This window comes from Flectobacillus roseus (assembly GCF_030056595.1).
Classification (GTDB): Bacteria; Bacteroidota; Bacteroidia; order Cytophagales; family Spirosomataceae; genus Flectobacillus; species Flectobacillus roseus.
Genome location: NZ_JASHIF010000004.1, coordinates 96,514 through 119,598, shown reverse-complemented (window position 1 = coordinate 119,598; position 23,085 = coordinate 96,514). Strand labels below are relative to the sequence as shown.

The 23,085-nt window shown below is 36.5% G+C and carries 17 protein-coding genes; 13 read left to right on the top strand and 4 right to left on the bottom strand.

The genetic code is table 11. From position 1 onward, the window contains the following. Positions 1 to 14 precede the first annotated feature (14 nt). The 5 genes from QM524_RS05265 (at position 15) to QM524_RS05245 (ending at position 7,444) form a co-directional block, all read left to right on the top strand. Positions 15 to 2,360, top strand: a complete 2,346-nt coding sequence (locus QM524_RS05265; RefSeq protein WP_283343783.1) for a PAS domain-containing sensor histidine kinase — start codon at positions 15 to 17, stop codon at positions 2,358 to 2,360. 107 nt (positions 2,361 to 2,467) lie between these two features. Continuing rightward, entirely contained in the window at positions 2,468 to 3,391 is a 924-nt protein-coding gene (locus tag QM524_RS05260; protein WP_283343782.1) for a GNAT family N-acetyltransferase, read from the top strand. Between the two features lie 351 nt (positions 3,392 to 3,742). After that, entirely contained in the window at positions 3,743 to 4,120 is a 378-nt protein-coding gene (locus QM524_RS05255) for a PadR family transcriptional regulator (RefSeq protein WP_283343781.1), read from the top strand. 51 nt (positions 4,121 to 4,171) lie between these two features. Then, positions 4,172 to 6,601: a PspC domain-containing protein gene (locus QM524_RS05250; RefSeq protein WP_283343780.1), complete on the top strand. Its 2,430-nt coding sequence runs from the start codon at positions 4,172 to 4,174 to the stop codon at positions 6,599 to 6,601. Positions 6,602 to 6,733: 132 nt separating this feature from the next. Next, positions 6,734 to 7,444, top strand: coding sequence for a head GIN domain-containing protein (locus tag QM524_RS05245; protein ID WP_283343779.1), 711 nt, complete (start codon positions 6,734 to 6,736; stop codon positions 7,442 to 7,444). Between the two features lie 306 nt (positions 7,445 to 7,750). On the opposite strand, the gene QM524_RS05240 is transcribed toward QM524_RS05245, so the two are convergent. Further along, positions 7,751 to 8,215, bottom strand: coding sequence for a VOC family protein (locus QM524_RS05240; RefSeq protein ID WP_283343778.1), 465 nt, complete (start codon positions 8,213 to 8,215; stop codon positions 7,751 to 7,753). Positions 8,216 to 8,571: 356 nt separating this feature from the next. Between QM524_RS05240 and QM524_RS05235 the strand changes: the two genes are divergently transcribed. Both QM524_RS05235 and QM524_RS05230 read left to right on the top strand, forming a co-directional pair. After that, positions 8,572 to 9,624, top strand: a complete 1,053-nt coding sequence (locus QM524_RS05235) for a transglutaminase domain-containing protein (RefSeq protein ID WP_166579744.1) — start codon at positions 8,572 to 8,574, stop codon at positions 9,622 to 9,624. After that, on the top strand, positions 9,621 to 10,589 hold the full coding sequence (locus QM524_RS05230) for a YpdA family putative bacillithiol disulfide reductase (protein WP_283343777.1): 969 nt from the start codon (positions 9,621 to 9,623) through the stop codon (positions 10,587 to 10,589). The genes QM524_RS05235 and QM524_RS05230 overlap by 4 nt, the downstream gene beginning before the upstream one ends. Before the next feature lie 83 nt (positions 10,590 to 10,672). Here QM524_RS05230 and QM524_RS05225 read toward each other — a convergent pair whose 3' ends face one another. Both QM524_RS05225 and QM524_RS05220 read right to left on the bottom strand, forming a co-directional pair. Beyond that, entirely contained in the window at positions 10,673 to 12,559 is a 1,887-nt protein-coding gene (locus QM524_RS05225) for a beta-N-acetylhexosaminidase (protein ID WP_283343776.1), read from the bottom strand. 343 nt (positions 12,560 to 12,902) lie between these two features. Continuing rightward, positions 12,903 to 13,490, bottom strand: coding sequence for a riboflavin synthase (locus QM524_RS05220; RefSeq protein WP_283343775.1), 588 nt, complete (start codon positions 13,488 to 13,490; stop codon positions 12,903 to 12,905). A 181-nt stretch (positions 13,491 to 13,671) separates the two neighbouring features. Here QM524_RS05220 and QM524_RS05215 point away from each other — a divergent pair, with 181 nt between their 5' ends. Further along, positions 13,672 to 14,277 (top strand): DUF1684 domain-containing protein, encoded by a 606-nt coding sequence (locus QM524_RS05215; protein ID WP_166579748.1) that lies wholly within the window; start codon positions 13,672 to 13,674, stop codon positions 14,275 to 14,277. A 93-nt stretch (positions 14,278 to 14,370) separates the two neighbouring features. Here QM524_RS05215 and QM524_RS05210 read toward each other — a convergent pair whose 3' ends face one another. Beyond that, a complete protein-coding gene (locus QM524_RS05210; protein ID WP_283343774.1) occupies positions 14,371 to 16,179 on the bottom strand; it encodes an acyl-CoA dehydrogenase in 1,809 nt (602 codons plus the stop codon). 281 nt (positions 16,180 to 16,460) lie between these two features. Between QM524_RS05210 and QM524_RS05205 the strand changes: the two genes are divergently transcribed. The 5 genes from QM524_RS05205 to QM524_RS05185 all read left to right on the top strand — a co-directional run bounded on the left by QM524_RS05205 (position 16,461) and on the right by QM524_RS05185 (position 23,073). Continuing rightward, the gene (locus tag QM524_RS05205) at positions 16,461 to 16,736 is read left to right on the top strand and encodes a hypothetical protein (protein ID WP_283343773.1); all 276 of its coding nucleotides are present in this window, start codon (positions 16,461 to 16,463) and stop codon (positions 16,734 to 16,736) included. A 300-nt stretch (positions 16,737 to 17,036) separates the two neighbouring features. Next, the gene (locus QM524_RS05200) at positions 17,037 to 18,179 is read left to right on the top strand and encodes a TlpA family protein disulfide reductase (RefSeq protein ID WP_283343772.1); all 1,143 of its coding nucleotides are present in this window, start codon (positions 17,037 to 17,039) and stop codon (positions 18,177 to 18,179) included. Positions 18,180 to 18,342: 163 nt separating this feature from the next. After that, positions 18,343 to 19,932, top strand: a complete 1,590-nt coding sequence (locus QM524_RS05195; RefSeq protein ID WP_283343771.1) for a redoxin family protein — start codon at positions 18,343 to 18,345, stop codon at positions 19,930 to 19,932. Between the two features lie 95 nt (positions 19,933 to 20,027). Continuing rightward, the gene (locus tag QM524_RS05190) at positions 20,028 to 21,452 is read left to right on the top strand and encodes a TlpA family protein disulfide reductase (RefSeq protein WP_283343770.1); all 1,425 of its coding nucleotides are present in this window, start codon (positions 20,028 to 20,030) and stop codon (positions 21,450 to 21,452) included. A gap of 154 nt (positions 21,453 to 21,606) precedes the next feature. Then, the gene (locus QM524_RS05185; protein WP_283343769.1) at positions 21,607 to 23,073 is read left to right on the top strand and encodes a TlpA family protein disulfide reductase; all 1,467 of its coding nucleotides are present in this window, start codon (positions 21,607 to 21,609) and stop codon (positions 23,071 to 23,073) included. Positions 23,074 to 23,085: the final 12 nt, after the last annotated feature.

Sequence of the window (23,085 nt, the reverse complement as noted above, 5' to 3'; positions counted from 1 at the left end):
AACCTTAAACTAAAGTGTTTTTAGAAAAATATACCAACTGGCAATTTAATACCTTGAGCCCTTCTGATTTAGAGGAGTTTGAAGCAGACCGTTTGTCATTCCAAACGAGAGCGATTGTTTTTGCTTTAAAAATCGGTATTATCATGATGCCATTATTGACCATCAGTGATATTATCGCCCTCAAAGATATTCTTAGTCCGAATGGCTGGACAGGCTATTTGGCAGGACTCTTGTCTATCGAATTACTTTTTATTCTTGCGCATTCTCAGATTTCCAGGTTAATTTCTCAACCGCAAAAAATCAGTAGCCTAAAGGCATGGATTACCTTGGCCGTTCTTACATTGACTGTTATGCAATATGTTACAGCCTTTATGGCAAAACATTATGGAGCAGAACTGTCGATGATAGCCTTGGCAATTTCGTATTTCAACCTTTCGTTTATGCTCAATGCTAAAGAAAGGCTTTACTACAATATTATCTGTTTGGCATTTTTCTTCTTGAGTTATCTAACCATTTTCCCTAAAGAACATATCCTTTTGGACACTATGTTGGTGGCGGTTGGACTGAGTGTAACTCTATACTTTGCTGGCGATATTATTTATAAATTACAATTAGAAAAGTTTGCTCAAAATAGACTCTTATTGAATCAAACCAAAGAGCAAAACGTACAGCTAAAACGTGCCATTCGCAATCAAAAAGATATTTTAGAAGTACTTTGTAATGAAATGGGTGTAAGTACCGAAGCACTCAACTTCGACAATCCAGATGCTTTGGGCTATCAAACCAAAGCCTTGTTACTGCGTTTTGCTGAATACAAACAGCAAATTCTTGAGTCAAAAGAGCGCTATCAAGATCTTTTTATGAACATGAATGATGGTGTGGCTATTTTGTCAGAAAAAGGCGTAGTAAAAGAAGCCAATGATACGTTTTTACAAATCCTAGGTATTCAACGAGAGGAAATGACATCTTTCGACTTAGGACGTTTGGTACACCCTGAAGATAGAGATCATTCTAATAGCTATCTCAAAAAGTTATTGACAGAGGGCTTTTATAAAAATTATGTAGGAAGGGTTGTTCGTGGAGACGGCGAAATTAGATACTTGGAGGTCAACTCAACGGCGATTATCGAAAACGGAGAATTTAAAGGCTCCAGAGATATTATCCGAGATATCACGCATCGTAAATTGGCAGAACAGGCGCTCGAAGAAGCTCGCAATGCCGAAAAGCAGTTTCTTTCAACGATGAGTCATGAAATCCGTACACCTCTGAATGCTATCATCGGTATCACACACTTGTTGTATGATACACATCCGAACACACAGCAAGTTGAGTATTTTGACATCTTGAAAAACTCATCGCAGTTTTTGCTCAACTTGATTACCGATTTATTGGATTTTGCGAAAATGGATGCTGGAAAAATTACGGCACATCCAAAGGATTTTGACTTAAAAGGCTTATTAAAAACCATTCAGCAAACTTTCCAAATGAAGGTTACACCAAAGGGATTGGATGTAGACTTTATGGCAGATATGCGTATGGACCAATTTTATCATGGCGACGAAACGCTTATCTACCAAGTACTTTTCAATTTGCTAGGTAATGCCGATAAGTTTACGGAAAAAGGTAAAATTGGACTAAAAGTAAAAATCCTAGAAAGAAGCGAGGAAGATACCCTTTTTGAGTTCCAAGTATTTGACACAGGTATGGGAATTCCTGCCGATAAAATTGATTTGATTTTTAATAAGTTTACTCAGATTCATGACAAAAATAAAATCAAAACGCCTGGCACTGGCTTAGGGTTATCTATTTGTAAACAAATTGTAGAGTTTTTAGGTGGAACAATCTGGGTAGAAAGTATTGAAGGAAAAGGTACTAAGTTTTTCTTTACACTTCGTTTACCAAAGGCGGTTGCATCTAACGGACTAGCCATCGAAGAACCTTTGGCTTTGACCCAAACGAAAAAAGCCTCTGAGCCTAGCTCTGTACTAGAAGGTTTTAAAATACTATTGGTAGAAGACAACGAACTGAATCGTAAATACGCCACGACCTTACTTAAAAAATGGAAAATAGAGTATGACATGGCTTTTGACGGTGCTGAAGCTTGTCAGAAAGCCCTCGACAAAAAATATGATTTGATTTTAATGGATATCCAAATGCCTATTATGGATGGATATGAGGCAACTATCAAAATCACCAATACCGAAAATCCTAATAAGAATACGCCAATTGTGGCGCTCACTGCCAGTGCATTAGTAACCCAAAAAGACAAGGCGCTGGAATGTGGTATGTCTGATTATCTAAGTAAACCTTTTACTCCAGTACAACTCAAAAGTGTTCTGAGTAAGTTTGCTATCATGTAAGCCTTTTGAGTGATGAGTTTTGAGTTGTGAATAAAACATAAACTATTAATTACCAACAACTTAACCTTATAACTCATCACTCACAACTCATCACTCAAAACTTTCCCATGCTACACTTATTAAATCACTATGCCACTCAAGAGGAGTGCTCGTTTACACTATCCTTATTTTTTCGACCTGAACACCTACATTGGCAATCCAGCAAACAAGCGATAGGGTTTGCATGGTACAATAATGACCAAGCTATCTATCAAGCTTTAGCGTATTTCTGGATAGAAAACCACCAAGCAAGTAGTCCCAAAGCAGCTAGTTTTGGAGGCTTTGATTTTGATAATAAACTTTCAGACAAACAGCTTTTTGCCTTCGTTGAAGCGGTATTTTGTTGGTTGAAAACGCAACAAATTCATACAATACGATTTGTACAAGCTCCTATTTGTTATCAAACTCATTATTCGAGGCTACAAGCTATATTAGCTTCTTTTGGCGTTAACACTATTTCAGAGACCAACCAACATTTGATTATTTCTGATACTACTTTTTCTAGTATCATCAATCCAGCTGCTAAACGACGTTTAAGCAAGTGTGAAAAAGAGGATTTTGTCCTCGACAATAGTACAAACAATCTTTATGAGCAATATGCCTTCATTCAAAGCGTAAGATTCGATAAAAAAATTCCCCTGACCATTACTCAAACAGGTTTTTTATCCCTTTTTGAAAACTTTCCTGAAAGCTTTATCCCTTTTACATTATACCATAACCATCAAATTATTGCAACATGTACAGCTATAGTGGTTGTTCCTCATCAAATTTTATACTACTTTTTTCCTGCAAGCGACCCCAACTATAATGCATTTAGTCCCAGTATTTTACTTATCAAATATTTGTATGAATACGCCCAAGTACATAAATTTCAGATTTTGGACCTAGGAATTTCATCAGTAAATGGCATTTTGAATGAAAATTTATTCCGATTTAAGAAAAATCTAGGTGCTATTGCTACGACCAAACAAATAGTTCATGCCAAAATATAGGATTATCCATTTGAGAAACTTTCTCCTTATTCATTCCCCTTTGCATCTTGATTATTGATGTATCAGCAGCTTTGTACCATCTCCAAATGTTTAAGCCTTGCTCCTGACGCAACTACAGGTTTATATTTTACCATTCAACCATATTTCTGACCATTTATCCAGCATAAATAAAAAAATTTCTTATAGTACTTTGCATTACATAGTACCTTTTTATATCTTTGAACTAAGGATTACCCAGTAGTGGGTATTGTCCAGGTAAATCGACTAATCACGGCAGTAGACTGATAGGACAAACCGACAGAAATTTACTGCTTTTTGCTAACAGTCTAGGCTAACAAATATTGAAGAACTATGGATTTAGAAAATGCCAAAGTGCAGATGCGGAAGGGAATTTTGGAATTCTGCATTCTGCAAATCATATCGAGAGGAGAAGTATATGCCTCAGATATGCTCGAAGAACTAACCTCCGCCAAGATTATGGTCGTAGAAGGAACACTTTATCCTTTGTTGACTCGCCTTAAAAACTCTGGCTTATTAGATTATAAATGGGTAGAGTCTTCTTCTGGACCGCCTCGCAAATATTACGTGTTAACTGAGAATGGCAAATCTTTCTTAGAACAACTAGAAACCACTTGGAAAGAGCTACAAGAATCCGTTGCTCAAATTATTCAGGATAGCTATCATAAAAAGCAGGCAGCAGTCGAAAAAAACACGGAGGAACAAGCCTAATTTAACCTTAAACCAATCATCACACAGCGTGAGCAAAAATTGAATTTTCCGATGAAAAAGACCATTTCTATCAATATAGCAGGTATTATTTTCCACATAGAGGAAGATGGATACGAAAAATTGGGGCTTTATCTCAAGGCTATCCAATCGCACTTTGCTTCTTATGAAGGTTCAAAAGAAATTATCGAAGATATTGAATCTCGTATTGCAGAAAAATTTTGGGATAAACAAAAACGTGATGCCAAACAAGCAATCACTTTAGAAGATGTGGATTCTCTTATAGCTTCAATGGGAACAGTTTCTGATTTTGAAGCAATTCAAGAAGAAGAAGATTTAGTGACAGAAGAAAAAGCGCAACAAACTACCCAATCAACACAATCTGAACAAAAATCTACTACTTCTGAACAATATGAGTATCCAAGATTTGAGACGGCGAAAAAGCTTTATCGCGATACACAGCGTAAACTTTTGGGTGGTGTTTGTGCAGGCTTTGCTCACTATTTAGGCATTGACGCACTTTGGGTACGTTTGATTTTCTTAATCACTTTCTTAGGATTAAGTCCATTGACAGAATCTCCACTAAGCGGTGTAATCTTTGTGTTGTATATCGCCTCATGGATTGCCTTTCCTGCAAATGCTTTCTTGGAAGAAGATGACACCGTAAAGAAATTTTATCGTAATCCTGACGGTAAAGTCTTGGGGGGTGTGGTAAGCGGAGTAGCCTCTTACACAGGTTTTGACTTAGGAATGTTACGCTTTGTATTTGTCTTACTGATTTTTGCCTTTGGTTCGGGTATTGTTATTTATTTGATTTTATGGGCAATAGCTCCTGAAGCTAAAACCATTACCGATAAAATGCAGATGACTGGCGAACCCATCACTTTGGAGAATATCGAGAGTAATATCAAGCGTACTTTAAATACTGAAAACAAGCCCGAAGATACTCTTACGAAGGTACTACTATTGCCTTTCAGAATGATGTCGCAGGTATTTAAAGCACTCGGACCGATAGCGAACTTTGCGATTATCTCATTTAGATTCTTTGCTGGTGGTATGATGATTTTCACCTCTTTAGTAATAATAGTAGCTTTATTTTTCTCATTGTTCGTTGGGTTTACGGCACTCGAAACAGCCAATGTCTATATTGGTGACAACCTACCTCTAGGTTTTTTGGCTCGTGACGCTTCACCTTTTATGTTTATAGCAGGTTTTTTAGCGGCTATTGCTCCTGCTATTGCAGTTGGTATTGCAGGGATTTCCTTAATTATTCGTCGTAATATCTTTACCTCGATAGTTTGGCAAAGTCTGTTAGGGATTTTTATTGTGGGCTTATTTGGTGCCATGTATACAGGAATCAGCTATGCTAAAAACTTTTCAAGAAGTGCAAATATTCAACAATCGTCTAATCTTGATTTTGGCAAAAAAACGCCTTTATTCACAATCAAGCACATTTCTGATCACGTAGAGTTTGTTCCATCACTCGAAATTATAGGCTATGAGGGAGACGCCTACAAACTTGAAAAAGAATATTATGCAAAGGGTATTGATAAAAAAGATGCAGAAAGAAATGCTTCAGAAATTCTTTATACCTACTCGAAGATAGATTCTGTATTGTCCTTCGACGAAGAATATGAGTTTACTGAAAATGCTCGTTTCCGTGCTCAGCGTGTTCGTTTGAGATTGTATATTCCATACGAGAAACCATTTAGTATGACCAGAGAATTTGCTTCGTTCATCGAGAATAGAATTTCTGGGGGCTACTTCGATGGTGAAAAAGATTTATTCAAAGGCTCTTTGTGGCAATTTACTCGTGAAGGCGAACTTGTATGTTTAAACCGTTTCCCTGTAGAAAACAATTATGATAACGATAGCAACTCTTCTGATGATGAGACTGATTTCGCACCTAATGACTTTGTACAAAAATTCCCGCTCAAAGACTTCGACAAAGTCCAATCAGCTATAGAAACTCCTTCTGAAGTATATATTCATTTTGGAGAAAATTATAAAGTAGAAGTTGGCGGAGACCAAAAAGATGTGGAAAACATCGTTGCAGAGGTAAAAGAAAGAAAATTAAGCATTTCGCAAAAGAATCCAAGTAAACAAGCGGGCTTCTTGACGGTACATATTACATTACCCAACCTTTCTTATTTGAATCTTGATAAAGGCTTTGGCAATGTTAGAATAAAAGATATTCAGGCTGATAACTTCCAATTAGATACCAAAGGACAATATAAAATTCGTGCTACGGGTCATCTGGGTAATCTTACTGCCGAGCTTGCTGGATTAACTAACTTGGAAGCTTTTGAACTAAATATCGAAAATGCTAAAATCAATGCTACTGAAAATGCACATGTGGAAGTTGATGTAAATCAAAACCTCGAGGCTAAGGCTTCTGGCGTTGCGCAAATTCGTTACAAGGGAAGTCCGAACCTTCAAAAAACGATAAAAGATAGTGGTGTAATCAAACCCGAGAGAGATTAGATCAACCTACAGAGGCATAATGTCAAACACGTTATGCCTCTATTTTTGAAATACTTTTGATTTTTTTCAAAACTCATGCAACCTTACTTTCAGTCTTTGCATCTTATCGACAAATCTTAATCAATCAACGTTATGAAACTTCAAACCTACTTTCGCCAAGCTCTTATGGCTGGTGCTTTATTCTTAGGAACAAACTTGGCTCAAGCTCAAAGCCAAAAAGATTTTAACTATACAGGATTCAACGAAATCGAAATGTCTAGCGCATTTGTGGTAGATGTAACGCATGGCAATACCTTCAAAATTCATGTAGAGGCTGAAAGAAGTGAAGATATAGAAGATTTGGAAGTAAAAGTATCAGGCAAACGCCTGATTGCTCGCTACAAAGACAAAGGTAGCTGGGGATGGAACAAAAACCGTAAACGTGTACATTTCAGCATCGTTGTACCAGACATCAAAGCATTAGATTTCTCAGGCGCAACAAAATCAAAAATTTCTGGTTTCAATGACTTAGAATATTTGAAAGTACAATTCTCGGGTGCATCTACCTCGGAAATCAATGTAAATGTTGACAAACTTCTATTTGATATCTCTGGTGCATCAAACGTAACACTTAAAGGAAATGGAAGTATCATGAAATTAGATGCTTCAGGAGCTAGTAAATTCAATGCGCTTGAGTTTGTGGCAAAAGATGCTGATTTGGATGTTTCGGGTGCTACAAGTGTACGTGTAAATGCTTCAAAAACGTTGAACGTAGAAGCTAGTGGTGCTTCATCTGTTCGTTATAGAGGTACTCCTTCAGTGCGTAGCGATGCATCTGGTGCCTCTTCAGTAAGAAGCGAATAAGCTGTTAAACCTCTTTAAATATTTTTTGATAAGTGCTTTCAAACAAGAAGTCCCATTTAGAATAAAATCCAGATGGGACTTCTTGTTTGAAATAGGATATTGTGGAAAAATATTTTCAAATTCTAAACTTGGTTGAAAGACGTAAGCATTACGTCTCTACATTCGACTAGTTCGAGACTTAGTCTCGGACTCATAGTTTGCTCAGTTTCTAAACTGAATTGAAAAATAAGTCCAAGACTAAGTCTTGAACTAGTATGGTTCCACCATTTTCAAATCACCAAATTTTCAAATCTTCAAATTACCAAATTATCTCTTCGGTTCATTTAATTCAATCACATAACCATCTGGGTCGGTTACGTAAATTTGGTAGGCACCGTCAAAACGCTGTTGACGGTGGTAAGGAACTTCTTTCGATTTCAAAAATGCCTCAATACCATCAGCAGAATTGCTTGGAATGGTGAGCGAAAAGTGAGCGCCATTTTTGTCATTATTACTAACAGGGTCTTTTCGACCGAGCAATAGGTGTAACTCCTGCCCTGGCGCTACCTGAAACCATCTACGTATAGAAATTAAGTTGTCTGGAACTGTCACGGGCGACAAGCCGATGATTTCTCTATAAAAAGCTGCACTAACTTTCAGGTCTTTTACGGCTAGTCCAACATGGTTATACGACAAAATGGTAATTCCCTTAGGTGTATCTTGTGCAAATGCACTTTCTGTACCGATTCCAGCAAAAGCTAACGCCAATAAAGGCAAATATGACAATTTCATAGTTATTGGGATATTTAGTTGATTATCAAAAAATTAAATAAAGGTAAAGTGAATATTTAGCACAGTGTCAAAGTTATTTTCAACTTTTTATTATAAATGACTCCATTTTATTTGAAAATCTTGCCCTGAACTTTATATTTTTATACTAGTAAACTTTACGTCCTCATAATCGTGGACAAATAGCCGATAAGATTGCTATATGTCCAGAATGAATTTACTATTTGTATGCCTAATGCTTAACGCTCGTAGCCTAAAGCAATCTTCTAGTAGAAACATAGAGCGATTTTCGCTAATATGGTTTGCGTGAAACTTGATAATGTGTATTGTGACTAGACCATTTTTTAGACTGATTTTTAATGAAATACATAACATATTTAATCTTACTGAGTATTTCGGTAAATTCTTTTGCCCAAAACTCCGTAAAGCAATTATCCTTACAACTTACCCAATCAGCTCCTAACGATTCCTTAAAAGTAGTCGCTATTTTTGAGTGGATTACTGGCTCCATACATTACGACCTTGAAACTTTTCAGCAAAGGCTTCCTACGCTTGATTTAGGGAACTCTCAATCAAGTTCGGTAGTGCTTTCTAGCCGAAAAGCTATTTGTGGTGGCTACTCAAATCTGTTTTATGATTTGTGTAAATATGCAGGTGTAAAGGCCCAAGTCATCGAGGGCTTGGGTAAAATTCGCAATTCATCAAACCCAGCAGATTCTACATTTAGAATCGAAAGCCACGCTTGGAATGCCGTCAAACTCAATGAAAAATGGTATTTATTGGACCTTACGTGGAGTTCAGGAGCCATGATTAATAACTCCTACCAACAACGTCGCAATTGGGAGTTTTTTATGACTCCTCCTGCCGTATTTTTGTTGACCCATTTTCCAAGTGACCCGATGTGGCAACTTCAGAAAAGAGTCATTTCCTATCAAGAATTTATCAAAGGAAGTCCTTTTTTGAAAACCAAAAGACTGGATTATGATAAACTTCTGGAAAAATATGAGCAATTGGATTCCACAACGCAAGTATTAGATACACAAGAAAGAATCATTGCTTTTGACCCCAAGAACGATAATGCTTACAATATGCTAGGATATTTTTATGCCACTCGTTCTACCAAAACTTTGGAGGAATATACCGCAGTTTCGAGGGCAGTACGAGAACAGAAAAATCCCAAAGAGCAACAGCAATTAGCGTTACAGTACAAAAACAAAATGTTTGAGCTACTCAATAAGGCCGAATTGGAACTAAACAAGTCCTTGGATTATTATAATCATATAGGTCCTTCAGCTCAGATAAAAGGTGTTGTAGATAATAAAAATGCTATTTACAATAACTTAGAGGCGATTCGCAAGGACAAAGAAATGATGAACCGATATTTCGCAATTCTTGGACGAAACAAACGATGAACAACTACGATGTTATTATTATTGGCGCAGGCCCAATTGGTTTAGCTTGTGGACTAGAAGCCCAAAATGCTGGACTCAGCTACTTGATTTTGGAAAAAGGATGCTTGGTAAACTCGCTCTATAATTACCCAGCCAATATGACTTTTTTTAGTACTTCAGAAAGGCTCGAAATTGGCGATATTCCTTTTGTATCAAACAATGCAAAACCAACTCGCTCAGAAGCGTTAGAGTATTATCGTCGTGTAGCGGTACACCGTAAACTAGCCATCAATTTGTTCGAAACAGTTGAATCTGTTACCTCACACGAAAACTTTTATCAGATTAATACTAGTAAATCTCAATACCAGTGCAAAAGCATCGTCATTGCTACAGGATTTTATGATATTCCTTATTTGATGGAGGTTGAGGGCGAAGATTTGCCTAAAGTAACGCACTATTACGAAGAACCGCATTTTTATTCTATGCAAAATGTACTCGTGGTAGGCGCCAACAACTCCGCTGTAGATGCCGCCTTAGAAACATGGCGTAAAGGTGCTAATGTCACCATGGTTGTCAGAAGCGAAGGAATTGGTGAAAGAGTAAAATATTGGGCAAAACCAGATATTGAAAATCGTATTAAAGAGGGTTCTATTCAAGCATTTTTCAATTCTGAAGTCGCTGCCATCCGTCAGCATGAGGTAGATATCAAAACGCCTGAAGGTATCGTTAGGATTCCCAATGATTATGTAATTGCCATGACAGGCTATCAGCCTAATCTAACTTTCTTGGAGAAAATGGGCATTGAGCTTTCTCAGGATGAGATTCGTAAACCGTTTTATGATGACAAAACGCAAGAAACCAACTTGCCAAACGTATTCTTAGCTGGGGTTATTTGTGGCGGTATGAATACCCACTCTTTGTTTATCGAAAACTCTCGTGTGCATGCCACGCATATTATGGATACTCTGAAAAAGCGTTTATTGTAGATAAACCTAACACTGGTTAAATGCTAAAAAAGGTGCTGGATAGGAATCCAGCACCTTTTTTAGCAAATGATTCCAATCCTTTATTAAAATCCAAAATCGCTACTATATCGCCCAGAACGGTCGTATAAAGACTTTACAGGGATACTCAATCGTTGTCCGATCGGTTTGCCACTTCTATAACTTTGAATTTTCAAGAAAGAAGCATTTTTAGGAATATCCAATTTACTTTGGTATTTGGGTGAAAAAGCATCAGGATTTGTTCCATCAAAAGTATAATACAAATCCAATCCTTTGATTTCCGATAACATCTCGATTTTGAGATTTACACCTTCCTTCATCGTTCTAACCAAAGGGTCATACACACTTCGTGAATAGTTGATTGAAGCTTCGTCCATTCTCAAAAATTGGTTTTCCATTTTAGTAATAAAATAATCCCAATTTCGCTTTTCTTTCTTACTCCATAATACCTCCGACAAAGCCCACGCTCGTGGATACATCATATATTCAACATGGCGAGAATTAGGAATAGACTCCGTCCAAAGGTTTCCTTGTCCACCCAAAATCAAAGAAGAACTCACTCCTGCAGGTGTTGGCTCAAAACTGTAAACTCTTTTTAATCGTAACAAATCATACGTCATCGGTTCTGCTGTGGGCTCACCTTGGTACAAATCCAGATAGGCAAAAGTATTGGGCGTCATCACTACCGCATGATTTTGTTTGGCAGCCTCTATCCCACCTTTATCGCCTCGCCACGACATTACCGTAGCTTCTGGAGCTAAACCTCCCTCCAAAATTTCGTCCCAGCCAATGAGTTTTTTACCTTTGCTCGACAGAATTTTTTCGACTCTTTTGACAAAATAGCTTTGTAATTCAGCCGTATTTTTCAGGCCTTCTCTTTTCATTAAAGCTTGACATTCGGCACTTTTTTCCCAGTATCCTTTATAACATTCGTCGCCACCAATGTGGATGTATGGGTGTGGAAAAAGCTCCGCTACTTCTCCAAAAACTTTATCCAAAAACTCATATACCTTTTCATTGGATGGGCAAAGTGAGTTTTCTACATCTCGGTAAAACTTCCATCCTGCATTTATCTGAAACTTATTGCCTCCCGCACAAGACAATTCTGGATAAGCCGTCAAAATCGCCAAACTATGTCCAGGCACATCGATTTCGGGCAAAATCTGGATATATTTCGATTGTGCATACGCCACAATTTCCTTAATATCTTCTTGGGTATAAAATCCTCCATAAGTAGGTTTTTCTCCTTCTTGAGGCAATTCTCTTTCCCACCAATTTCCCACACGTGGTACTCGCCAAGCACCTACGCTGGTGAGTTTAGGATACGATTTTATCTCAATACGCCAGCCTTGATCGTCGGTCAAATGCCAATGAAAGGTATTGAATTTATAACGTGCCAGTTGGTCGATAAAGCTTTTAATATATTCCTTCGGGAAAAAATGGCGACTTACGTCCAACATAATGCCACGCCACGCATAACGAGGGTAATCGATGACACTACTCGCAGGGATTTTCCAAACCATTCTTTGGTACTTTTTACCTTCAATTTGTCTAGGAAAAAGCTGAATCAACGATTGAACACCATAAAACAAGCCCGCAGGTGTTTGCGCTTTGATATCGATATGTTTAGGCGTAATATCTAAAGAATATCCCTCCTCCTGCCCAACAACTTTGAAGGGTGTACTTTCCAACCTAAAATTGATATGTTTCCCTATTTTGGGCGTCTCTAGTACTGGCAGTTTTACACCAGTCGGAATAGCTAAAGTCATGGCTAAAAACTCAGCAATCTTACGTACTTCTGGATTTCCTTTGGGTATATGAATGCGCGTATCAGCCGTGAGGACAAACTCGCCAAGCGCTTTTTGTTGGGCTACAGGTTCTGGGATAATTTGTTGGGAAAAAACAAGAGGACTACTCCACAATACCAAGGCTAGGAACTTTACTAATTTCATTATTAACAAGAGGCTTTATAGTATGAGTATTGAATGATGAATTGCGAATTGTGAATCAGAACTGTAAGAAGAAATTCTAACTATTGCGGATTGGGGATTTCTGATTTCGGAAATAAAATACCTTTATTTTTTACAAAGTATAGTAGTTTACACTTACTTCCGAAATCCAACATCCGATATCCGAAATAAATGGTTTTTTCTATCCGTGGCGAGTGTCCCACTCGACAACTCGCGACAGCATAGCGTACTATTTTTCTATCTATATGATACTTTAGCGCTATATAAGTAAGTGACTTTTTGCTGTCGCCAGTTGGTCAGTGGGACACCGACCACAAATGTAACCCTATCCTAAATTCATCATTTTACGAATGTACTTTCCTACAATATCAAATTCCAAATTAACCATATCGCCTACTTCTAAGGTATGAAAAACTGTATGTTCATACGTGTAAGGAATAATCGCCACACGGAAAGTATTAGTACCTGAATTAAAAACGGTCAAACTGGTTCCATTAATACAAATAGAGCCTTTTTCTACCGTAATATTTTGTCCTTCTGGTTCATATTCAAAATCATATAACCACGAACCATCTTGTGGAGTAATCGCAGTGACACGACCAATCTGGTCGACGTGCCCTTGCACAATATGCCCATCAAAACGACCATTAGCAGGCATACAACGTTCAAGGTTTACTTTTGAGCCAACCTCTAATTTTCCAAGATTGGTTTTCTTCAAAGTCTCATCAATCGCCGTTACTGAATATAGATTCCCCTCAATAGCAATCACCGTAAGACAAACCCCATTATGAGATAAACTTTGGTCGATTTTTAACTCATTGGTAAACGGACAAGTGAGCGTAAATGTAATATTTGTACCTTCTTTATGAATATCCACCACCTCGCCGATAGCCTCAACAATTCCTGTAAACATAGTTGTAAAAGATTAAAATGAAAATTTGCATTAGCAGGCGCAAAGTTAAGGATTTATTGGAATCGCTTTCACTTCAAAACTTTGCGTCTTTGTATTCTTTAACAACAAGCTCCAACAAATGATTGCCTCTATTGTTATCTTTGCAAACAAAGACATAACAAAAGGCGAATTTCAGAAGCAAATGAAAAATTTAAAATGGATTATCGGTTTAGTGATTTTAGTCATTGTTGGCTATACCATATTCAACGGAAGCGAATCGGCACCGAAGCAAGATAACGCTGCTTACACGCAACAACTCCAAAATGCTCGAAAAGAAAAGGATGAATTTTTCAAAACAGGAAAAGACTCTCCTATCGAAGATAAAGCTACTTTCAAAGGATTACCGTATTTTGAGATAGACCCTACTTGGAAGGTTTTGGGAAAAATAGATAAAGTCAAAAGTGGTCAGAAATTCGAAATTCAAATGACGGGAGGCGAAACAGAAACGTATGAACCTTACGGAAATATCAGTTTTGAAAAAGAGGGAAAAAAGGTTTCGTTGAAAATATTTATCAATAGTGAGGGGATGTTGTTTTTACCTTTCAAAGATTTGACTTCAGGTAAAGAAACTTACGGCGCAGGAAGATATATCGACCTTGACCCAAAGAATGAAAAGGATTCACAAATTGAGATTGATTTTAATTTAGCCTATCATCCTTTTTGTGCTTATAACCATACCTTTACTTGTCCGCTACCGCCAGCCGAAAACTTGATTCCAATGGCAGTAACAGCAGGTGAAAAACTTTAATTTGATTGGAGATTTGGGATTTTTGATTTCAGAAGTAAATGAACATGCCTTCCTTCCCAAAATCAAAAATCCCAAATCCGATATAGATAGCATTTAGGCTTCTACCTCCTCTTGTAACACCGTCAGTACTTCAGTATCCAACAATCTGGCGGCAAGGCTCAAAGTCTTGATTAATTCATAATGGAAATAGAATTTCATCGTATGAATTTTATCTTGATAGAACGCCAGTTCATCGCCAGTCGGCGCTTGTTGCTCTATCGCATTTTGTGCTACAATTCCTTGTTTCAACCATTGCCAAGCCACGGTGATAACACCAAACAACTCCATATACAAGGTCGCATCTGCCAAAAAGACCTCATTGTTTCCTTGAGCGGCCAAGCCAAGCAAGTGCATAGTCACTTTCTGTAAACGACCTAATTCCTTTTCTAGCTTTTCGGCATACGGTAACAATACTTCATGTGTTTTGGCTTCTGCAACGGTTTTCATCACTTCAGCGAAAAGAAGTTGAGGCGCTTTGCCACCGTTAGCGGTAACACCTCTACCCAGTAAATTCAACGAATGAATTCCTGTAGTACCTTCATAAATCGACATAATTCTTACATCGCGTGCCATTTGCTCCAAGGGAAAATCTTCGGTATATCCATACCCTCCAAATACTTGCAAACCTTCATTTACCGCTTTGATACCATATTCGGCTGGATATGTTTTGGCAACCGTCGTCATCAAATCTAGCATCGTTTGATAAGCTTTTGCCTCCTCGCTGTCGCTACCCAAGCCATGAATCATATCTTGCCACCAATAACATTGGAACAACAAACCAATACAACCCTCGACAATCGCCTTTTGGAACGTCAGCATACGACGCACATCAGGGTGATTGATAATGAACGTCTGTGAGTCAACGAGATTCTTATTCGTTAATCTTCGACCTTGTGGACGCTCTTGGGCATACTCCAAAGCCGCATAATAGGCAGCCGAAGCAATATAAGTACCACCCATACCCACACCCAAACGAGCTTCGTTCATCATTTGGAACATATATTGCAAACCACGATTGGCCTCTCCTACCAAATACCCCACAGAATTATCCTTATCACCAAAAGTCAAGTGCATCGCTGGCGTAGCTTTTTGACCCATTTTATGATAAATACCCGTCGAAACCACGTCATTGTCTATCGTATAATTGCCAGCGTCGTCGGCTCTAAACTTCGGTACCACAAACAATGAAATACCTTTGGTACCCAGCGGAGCGCCTTCGATTCTTGCCAATACCAAATGAATAATATTATCGGCAATATCATGATCACCCGCAGAGATAAATACCTTTTGTCCTTTGATTTTATAGGTTCCATCTGCCTGAGGCGAGGCCGTAGTCACGACATCCGACAAAGAACTTCCTGCCTGAGGCTCAGTCAAACACATCGTGCCTGTCCACTCAGCGGTAATCATACGGTCAGCAAATTTTTCTTGCAATTCTTTTGAGCCAAAAGAATAAATCAAATGTGCCGAACCAGCAGTCAAGCCCGTAAACATCACAAATGAATTGTGCGCAGCGCCACGAATAAACTCATTGGCGGCATTGACCAACAAAGGCAATTGCTGTCCACCATGCTCATAGTGGAAAGTGGCGCTAATCATGCCAGAATCCCCCATCGCTTTCATGTAATCCTTTACGGCAGGATGCACTTTTACCTGACCATTGATAAGCTCAGGTTGTTTACGGTCAGATTCCACGTAGGCAGGACGCATGATTTTATCGGCAATTTCCTCAGCCGTATCCAATACCATATCAAACATATCAGGAGTGTAATCCTGAAAATGAGGATACTGCGTAAGTTCTCCCACTTTGAGTACCTCCTTGAGCATAAAGTCGAGATTTCGACGAGAATATTGTTGTGCCATATATTAAATAGGATTTTATTTCTTTAAAAGTTATATTCTATTTTAAGTAAAAATAATACAAATAAAAATATTATGCAAGCATACTATTTATGATAAAAATTATTGAGCTGTAAGAATTTGTCTGATTTTTATCATGACTCGCTCCTACAGCTCAGAAAGGTGATTTTTATCTTTTTTTGATTTGGAAATCTAAATAAGTTTTCTAAAATTTGCTATAACTAAAAGCTTAGTAGACTTTTTCAAATCAAACTTTTACTCCTATATCTAAACCTCCAAAAATCATGTACAAAACCTATTTCCTTCTCTCCTTTTTCTGGATTTGCATTCTATTTAAAAGTCATAGCGCTATGCTATATGCTGAAAATATTCGTACCACTGACTCCACGATATTAGACATTCGAGCATCAAAAGACAAGCCTTTCAAATTCTACTATAAAATAAGTTCTATTCCTCGTTATATGCTCGTAGGACGCGATGGTACCATAATCAGCGATAATGCACCCAGACCGACAAACCAAAATATAAGAAGTTTTTTGGATGAGTATTTGAAGAAATAAGATACAACATCTTCTTCTTTACCCCCAAGAATTAAACCTGTGGTTTTTCTTACAAAAATTTCAAAACCTATTCTTATCCAAAGTTAATAAATAGGGTAAATCGAGCATTTTTCGATAGACTGCCTTTAAAAACACCATGAATTCCTGTATTTTAGATGCAATGACAAAGCCCATTTAGGCTCTCAGATTTTTGAATAATTTTGATACACCAAAACTCCACCCTCCATGCAACTCACTTTAACTAAACGACTTTCATTATTTTGCCTATGTACCTATTTTATCTTTTACACCTTACCTAGTATGGCACAAAAGGATATTGATAATGTTCATATTTCCACTTGGATGAACTCATCCAAACAATCAATTAAGGGGAAGTATGTCATTCTCGACTTTTGGGCAACATGGTGTGGCCCTTGTATTAAAGGACTCATTGAAACCAATGAAATAGCCAAAAGCTATAAAGATAAAATACTTTTTTTGGCGATATCTGAGGAAGAGATAAAACCTGTCAAAGAGTTCCTCTCTCGAAGGTCGTTCAATCAAAACTTTGTGCTTGATAGTCTCGGCAGTACTTTCAAACACTTCGATGTGAAAGGCATTCCTGAAGTCCTAATGATTAATCCTGCTGGCGAAGTAGTTTGGAGAGGGCATTCTAGTAATCTCGATGAGAAACTCATCAATAAATTTCTAAATGGAGAATTATCTACCAAAACTCCTGAGACAATTCCAACTGTTAGTAAAAAAGCCCTAGTTGCTAAAGAACCTGCCCCATCAATAGATAAAAATGCACAATTTGTATTCAACCTTTATGATAAAGATACCTTATATCAAGGTATTTCCGAATTGAGGGTTGTTGATAAAAAAGTATTTTTTAGACTAAGAGATTGCTATCTTAAGAATGCTCTTTTATATGTCACCAATGTTAATTTAACAGGCATAACGTTTTCAGTTCCTGACTCTACATTACTTAAAAGGATTGGTCTTATTTTCAAAAGTAATACCATGACTTATCCAGAGTCAAGAGAGATAATTATTAAGGGACTTGAAAGTTATTTCAATCTCAACATTGTGCAAAAACCTCTAACCAAAGATATTTTCCTGCTTGAGATAGACAAACCGTCAAAACTTGAAGCTAATGCCACTATTCTCAATGCAAAAGCGGTAAGCAACAACGCACAGAAAGGATCTTCTGCTGGCTATGCTACCATTGGTGGCAAGCAATATTTTGTAGGAATTGGGCTTACACTAAAAGCGCTCTCCATGCATTTAAGTTCGTTTACCCCGTTTAAGTTTTCTACAGTTATTGACTCAAGTCAAAAATATGATTTTGAAGTTCCTGTCGAGTCAATTATTGAGCTAACTGAGACTTTAAAAAACAAATATGGGATTGATTTAAAACCTTCTAAACAGGATTTTGAACATTACTATATTTCTTCCAAGTAAATAGAAGGCAAATACATTGGTTCTACACTTTTCAAACAACATTACTACCAAAAATCTATAAATCAACACCTTATACAATATCTAATTTTAAAAACTGTTTATAAAAATAAACAGTTTTTAAAATTAACTTGATAAACTCACCCATCAATAACCTCACTCACTTATGAAACATTTTACACTCTCTTTCCTCATTTCATGCTTTTCATTCATTCAAAACTATGCCTCAACTCCAATTGACCGCAACTTCTCGAAGCCATCTATCGAAGATTCTTCTTCCCAAAAATCAGCTAATGGGATAATTCATGTACAGTTTACGGGCAAGCCAGTTTTTAACAGTGTTTTGAAAACGAAAACCCGTGATTCAGGGAGACTCCAATATCTAGTTTTCAGTGCTGATTCAGAAGTTGAGGGGATTTTTTTCAATGAAATAGCTCAAAAAAAAGAAGCAAGTTTTTTCACTGCATCTGATTGGGTTATGGTTCGTAGATATTTGAGTGCATTTGAGTTTCAAGATTTCTTAGCCCATAAAGGAGACTCTCTTTTGATTGACTTTGACCAATCAAAACCCATCACGGTAAAATACTCAAATTTCAATTATACCCCTTTGGACTTTTCTGTCGAAAAACATTTCCATCAAAAGGAAGCCGATGCCTATTTGATAACGGGTAAATCTGACGATATCCGAATGGCAGCAATGAAATATTTCTATGATGACCCAAAAATAATTAAGACACACAGTACACGAACTGCTCGCGAAAAAGCGATTTATATTGAAACACTGGAAAATCAAATGGCGACAGACTTGATTACGCCAATGAATCTCATTAATAACAAAGCCCAAGAGTTTTTAGACTCTTTGAATAGACAAAGGCTTATCTCTAAGGAAGTGTACGCTTTTTACCAAGAGAAATATGCCAATTTACTTTTCAAAATACAGTTAATGTCTGGAAAAATGGACTCTCTTTCATCAGTGAAGAAACTTAATGAAGGGTTTACCAAAACTCATTTCAATGATTATTATTTGAATGCCTGTGTTCAAAATTATGAAAGAAGATATTTTGCCTCAAAAGTGAAATGGGAAGTAGTTAATCCGTTTAATTTCAGAGACCCTAGAGAAAGTTTTAGGTTAGTCATGAATTCATCGTTGTTGAGCCATGAGGTAAAAGAGCAAATGCTATTACTAGGTTTAAGTAATGTTGACTACTTTTTTCGTACTGAAACTGATAAATACTTACGTTTATTTACCGCATTTGCCAAGAATAAAAGCCTTATAGAAAAGGCACAAGAAAAATATCAACAAGATATTATTGCTAATAATAAGTCCTCAAATTTACATTTAGAATCACTCACTAAACAACAAACTTCTATAGAAGATATACTAAGAAGCAAAAAAGGTAAGATTCTTTTTATTGACTTTTGGGCAAGTTGGTGCGGACCATGCATCGAAGAAATGAAATATTCAAAGCAACTTTCTCAAACCTATAAAGACCGTAATCTTGAGGTTGTATTTTTTTCAACAGATGACAGCTTTCAAAAATGGGCCAAAGCAAGCGAACGTTTAGCTCTTGACCAATACGCTAACAATTTTAAAATACTGAATTTCGGAAACTCCAAGTTTAACCAACAACATAAATTCAAATCAATTCCTAGGTATATGATAGTTGGCAAAGATGGACAAATAATCAATAATAATGCTCCTCGCCCATCCGACCCTAGCTTACAAACTGTATTAGATAAATTATTACAACAATAGCTCATTTTAATCTGCATAATTGAGAATCTTTTTCTTTTGATACATTCTGAAAAATGTATCAAATAATCTCTTATACAAACACAAACCCTACAACTATGAAACCTGTTATTATAGCTCTACTCTGTATTATTTTCCATTCATGTAAAAGCGATAGACAAGGCGATAATCAGTCGAGTAAAGAACTGCCTACGACGCCACAAAACATTACCATTATCATCAATAATCCCTTGAAGAAGCAAATCTTTTTTGATTGGTCTTCATTGCTTGATGCCGCTACTCAACCTTATGACGCTACAGCAGCCCACGATACGATTCTTATAAAAAGTAATATTCCTGTTAGACTCATCAGTTCTGATATGATGGGTAATAGTAAAATTGTGCAGAATACTTTTTTGTTATATCCAAACGATACCGTATTTCTAGAAAAGCCACAATCAATCACCAACATTTCTACCAAATCTGACCAAAGAAATAAAGAGCTTTCTTTTTTCCCTCTGTTCAGAGAGCAATTTGGGAATTATGAAGGTTGGTCTGTGCCAATACCTTTCCGTGATGATAAACCAGAGAAAAGATTTCAAAAAATAAAAGATACCTATCAAAATCATATAGCATTTGCTAACCAATTCTTTCAAGTCAACCATTCAAACTCAGCTTTTAAGAATTTCATCAGAAAGGAATTTTACTACAAACAGTATTATGATTTCTTGGCTCTTTACCAAGAAAATCTCCTAAAAAATAAAGCTATCATTCAGGATGCTCAAGTAGCCCGTTTCCTTGCTGATTTTAAAATTGATGATAGTGCCAGCGAAATTCCAATTTATGGGTATTCTGTCCTTTTATTAGAATCTTTGTTACAAGCAGGAAAATCTGAAATAGACTTCTATCAAAACCTCAAAACCAAATATTCAGGAAAAACACGAGACATCGTTTTATATAGATTCGTTGATTTTTGTATTATCAATTCTTCTAAAAATATCTCTACACTTTATACTTATTTCCAAAAAGATGCTGAAAATATTATGTTGAAAAACAATCTAAAAGAGCAATATCAATTCATGGCGAATACTTTAAATTCGAGTGGGAATAAATCATTAGATAGTTCGACTGTTATTCATTTTTCAGACAAAAAAACACTTACTTGGAAGCAGTTATTGGAAAAAAATGCTGAAAAAATCACCTATTTAGATTTTTGGGCAAGCTGGTGTAAACCATGTATTGAAGAAATGAAATATTCGCATGAGGTTCAGAAAAAATATCCCAACATTAACTTTGTTTATCTCTCCCAAGATGAAAACTACAAACATTGGGAAAACTCCATACTTGCCCGAAATATGTCAAAGGAAAGCCATTATTTGATAGGCACGTCCAAAAACTCTGCCATATTATCGCAGTTTAATATCACAAGCATTCCCAGATATATGCTTATTGATCAATATGGCAAAGTGATAAATGCTGACGCCCCACGTCCTTCGGATGCTAAACTTAAGACAGTTTTTGATGAATTACTCAAAGAAAAGTAATGAACGAATAGCGATACACTTGTGTGGAATTGAATGAATTTCTGTGAGTGAAGTTCTCTCTTTGAAAAATCGCAACATTTATCAGTTCTCAGTTTACCAGTTAACACGTATTATCCAACAATCAATATAGTCTAAACCTCAAAAACAATCCAGAATGAAAGTCAATCTCATCTTCTTATTGCTTTTCATACCCATTTGTTTTTCATCTATTTCACAGACTCAAAAACCAGATTCTATAGTCGTGACAATGGATAAACAAACAAAACGGAATATTGATAAGTACAATAATTTTTGGTATTTATTCCCCTATGTAACTGTGTATGATAGTCGTCATCCCAATGGGATTGAAATACTCAACAAACAGTCATTAAAAGATACCATCACAACCTTATTATTCTCTACAGAAGATGATTTCTACATACTCAATTGCAAAACCTTACAAAGTGAAGTTGAAGTAGTTGTTAAAAATGGAGATAAGGTTATTCTATCTTTAAATAATGAGCAAATAGCGATAAAGGTAACCAACAGAACAACTCAGCCTTTAGAATTTAAGGTAGATGATATATTATATCACAGAGATAAAAACCCATTAATTTTAGTCAAAAAATACTACAATCCACTACATTTTATGTCTATTGAGGAGGCATTGAAGACTCCTAAAAAAAAGAATCTCGTAAAAAAACAAGCATTTGAGGAAATTGCCGCTTGTATAAAATCGGCTACTCAAATAGTAGATTCTTTAGAGCAAAATGCCCTAATTTCCACCAATACGGCTAGTTTTAATAAAATGAAATTTAGGACTTTTTTGCTTTCACTAAATATCTTAGAATCTAAAATAAACTTTGATTCTGCCAGAATATTACTAAACTCCTACCCTAATACGCTTCTTTACCCCGACAAATACCATTACAAATTAGCTGAATGTATTACCGATAAATTTATTGTAGAAAAAGCCAAAGAAATTCCATTTAATGATCTTACTAATAGAGACTACGCTGAAATATATGATAAAATAAACCAGAGTGACCTATTTCTAACCAGACATAAAAACTTTCTTTTAATGCGAGAATTAGACAGGATTTTCAAGTCTTTTTCGAGAAATATCAGTAAAAAATACTATGATTCCTTTCTTAACAATACTCAAGATAGTACAGCTAAAAATATAGTCCGTGATAAATATGCTTTCTTTTTTACTCCAATCAATAACCGTGATGAAGTGTTATCTGTACAAAATCAAAAGCAGTCATTGAGTGAATTACTAAAGGAAAATAAACTTACCTATGTTGACTTCTGGGCATCTTGGTGTGGACCTTGTCGAGTCGAAGTACCGCATTCTAAAAAGTTACAAGAAAAGTATGAAAAGGATATAAACTTCATATACCTTTCCATTGATCAAAATGCTACTCAATGGAAAACAGCAATAAATCAACTTGCTTTACCTTTGAAGAAAAACTTCTTAATAACCAATCCTAAAAACAATACTCTTATTCAAAAATATAAGGTTATCTCTATTCCTAGGTATATGATTATTGATGCTAAAGGGGTAGTTATTAATCAAAATGCCCCACGTCCTTCCGACCCTAGACTGATAAAGGTTTTTGATGAGCTACTAAAAAAGTAATGCTATACCCCT

What these genes read in the sequence shown, in the direction of transcription:
- QM524_RS05255 (WP_283343781.1), top strand. Translation starts at nt 3,743, where the DNA reads ATGGATTTAGAAAATGCCAAAGTGCAGATGCGGAAGGGAATTTTGGAA.
- QM524_RS05185 (WP_283343769.1), top strand. Translation starts at nt 21,607, where the DNA reads ATGAAAGTCAATCTCATCTTCTTATTGCTTTTCATACCCATTTGTTTT.
- QM524_RS05245 (WP_283343779.1), top strand. Translation starts at nt 6,734, where the DNA reads ATGAAACTTCAAACCTACTTTCGCCAAGCTCTTATGGCTGGTGCTTTA.
- QM524_RS05200 (WP_283343772.1), top strand. Translation starts at nt 17,037, where the DNA reads ATGGCACAAAAGGATATTGATAATGTTCATATTTCCACTTGGATGAAC.
- QM524_RS05190 (WP_283343770.1), top strand. Translation starts at nt 20,028, where the DNA reads ATGAAACCTGTTATTATAGCTCTACTCTGTATTATTTTCCATTCATGT.
- QM524_RS05250 (WP_283343780.1), top strand. Translation starts at nt 4,172, where the DNA reads ATGAAAAAGACCATTTCTATCAATATAGCAGGTATTATTTTCCACATA.
- QM524_RS05205 (WP_283343773.1), top strand. Translation starts at nt 16,461, where the DNA reads ATGTACAAAACCTATTTCCTTCTCTCCTTTTTCTGGATTTGCATTCTA.
- QM524_RS05240 (WP_283343778.1), bottom strand. Translation starts at nt 8,215, where the DNA reads ATGAAATTGTCATATTTGCCTTTATTGGCGTTAGCTTTTGCTGGAATC.
- QM524_RS05260 (WP_283343782.1), top strand. Translation starts at nt 2,468, where the DNA reads ATGCTACACTTATTAAATCACTATGCCACTCAAGAGGAGTGCTCGTTT.
- QM524_RS05195 (WP_283343771.1), top strand. Translation starts at nt 18,343, where the DNA reads ATGAAACATTTTACACTCTCTTTCCTCATTTCATGCTTTTCATTCATT.
- QM524_RS05225 (WP_283343776.1), bottom strand. Translation starts at nt 12,559, where the DNA reads ATGAAATTAGTAAAGTTCCTAGCCTTGGTATTGTGGAGTAGTCCTCTT.
- QM524_RS05230 (WP_283343777.1), top strand. Translation starts at nt 9,621, where the DNA reads ATGAACAACTACGATGTTATTATTATTGGCGCAGGCCCAATTGGTTTA.
- QM524_RS05235 (WP_166579744.1), top strand. Translation starts at nt 8,572, where the DNA reads ATGAAATACATAACATATTTAATCTTACTGAGTATTTCGGTAAATTCT.
- QM524_RS05220 (WP_283343775.1), bottom strand. Translation starts at nt 13,490, where the DNA reads ATGTTTACAGGAATTGTTGAGGCTATCGGCGAGGTGGTGGATATTCAT.
- QM524_RS05210 (WP_283343774.1), bottom strand. Translation starts at nt 16,179, where the DNA reads ATGGCACAACAATATTCTCGTCGAAATCTCGACTTTATGCTCAAGGAG.
- QM524_RS05215 (WP_166579748.1), top strand. Translation starts at nt 13,672, where the DNA reads ATGAAAAATTTAAAATGGATTATCGGTTTAGTGATTTTAGTCATTGTT.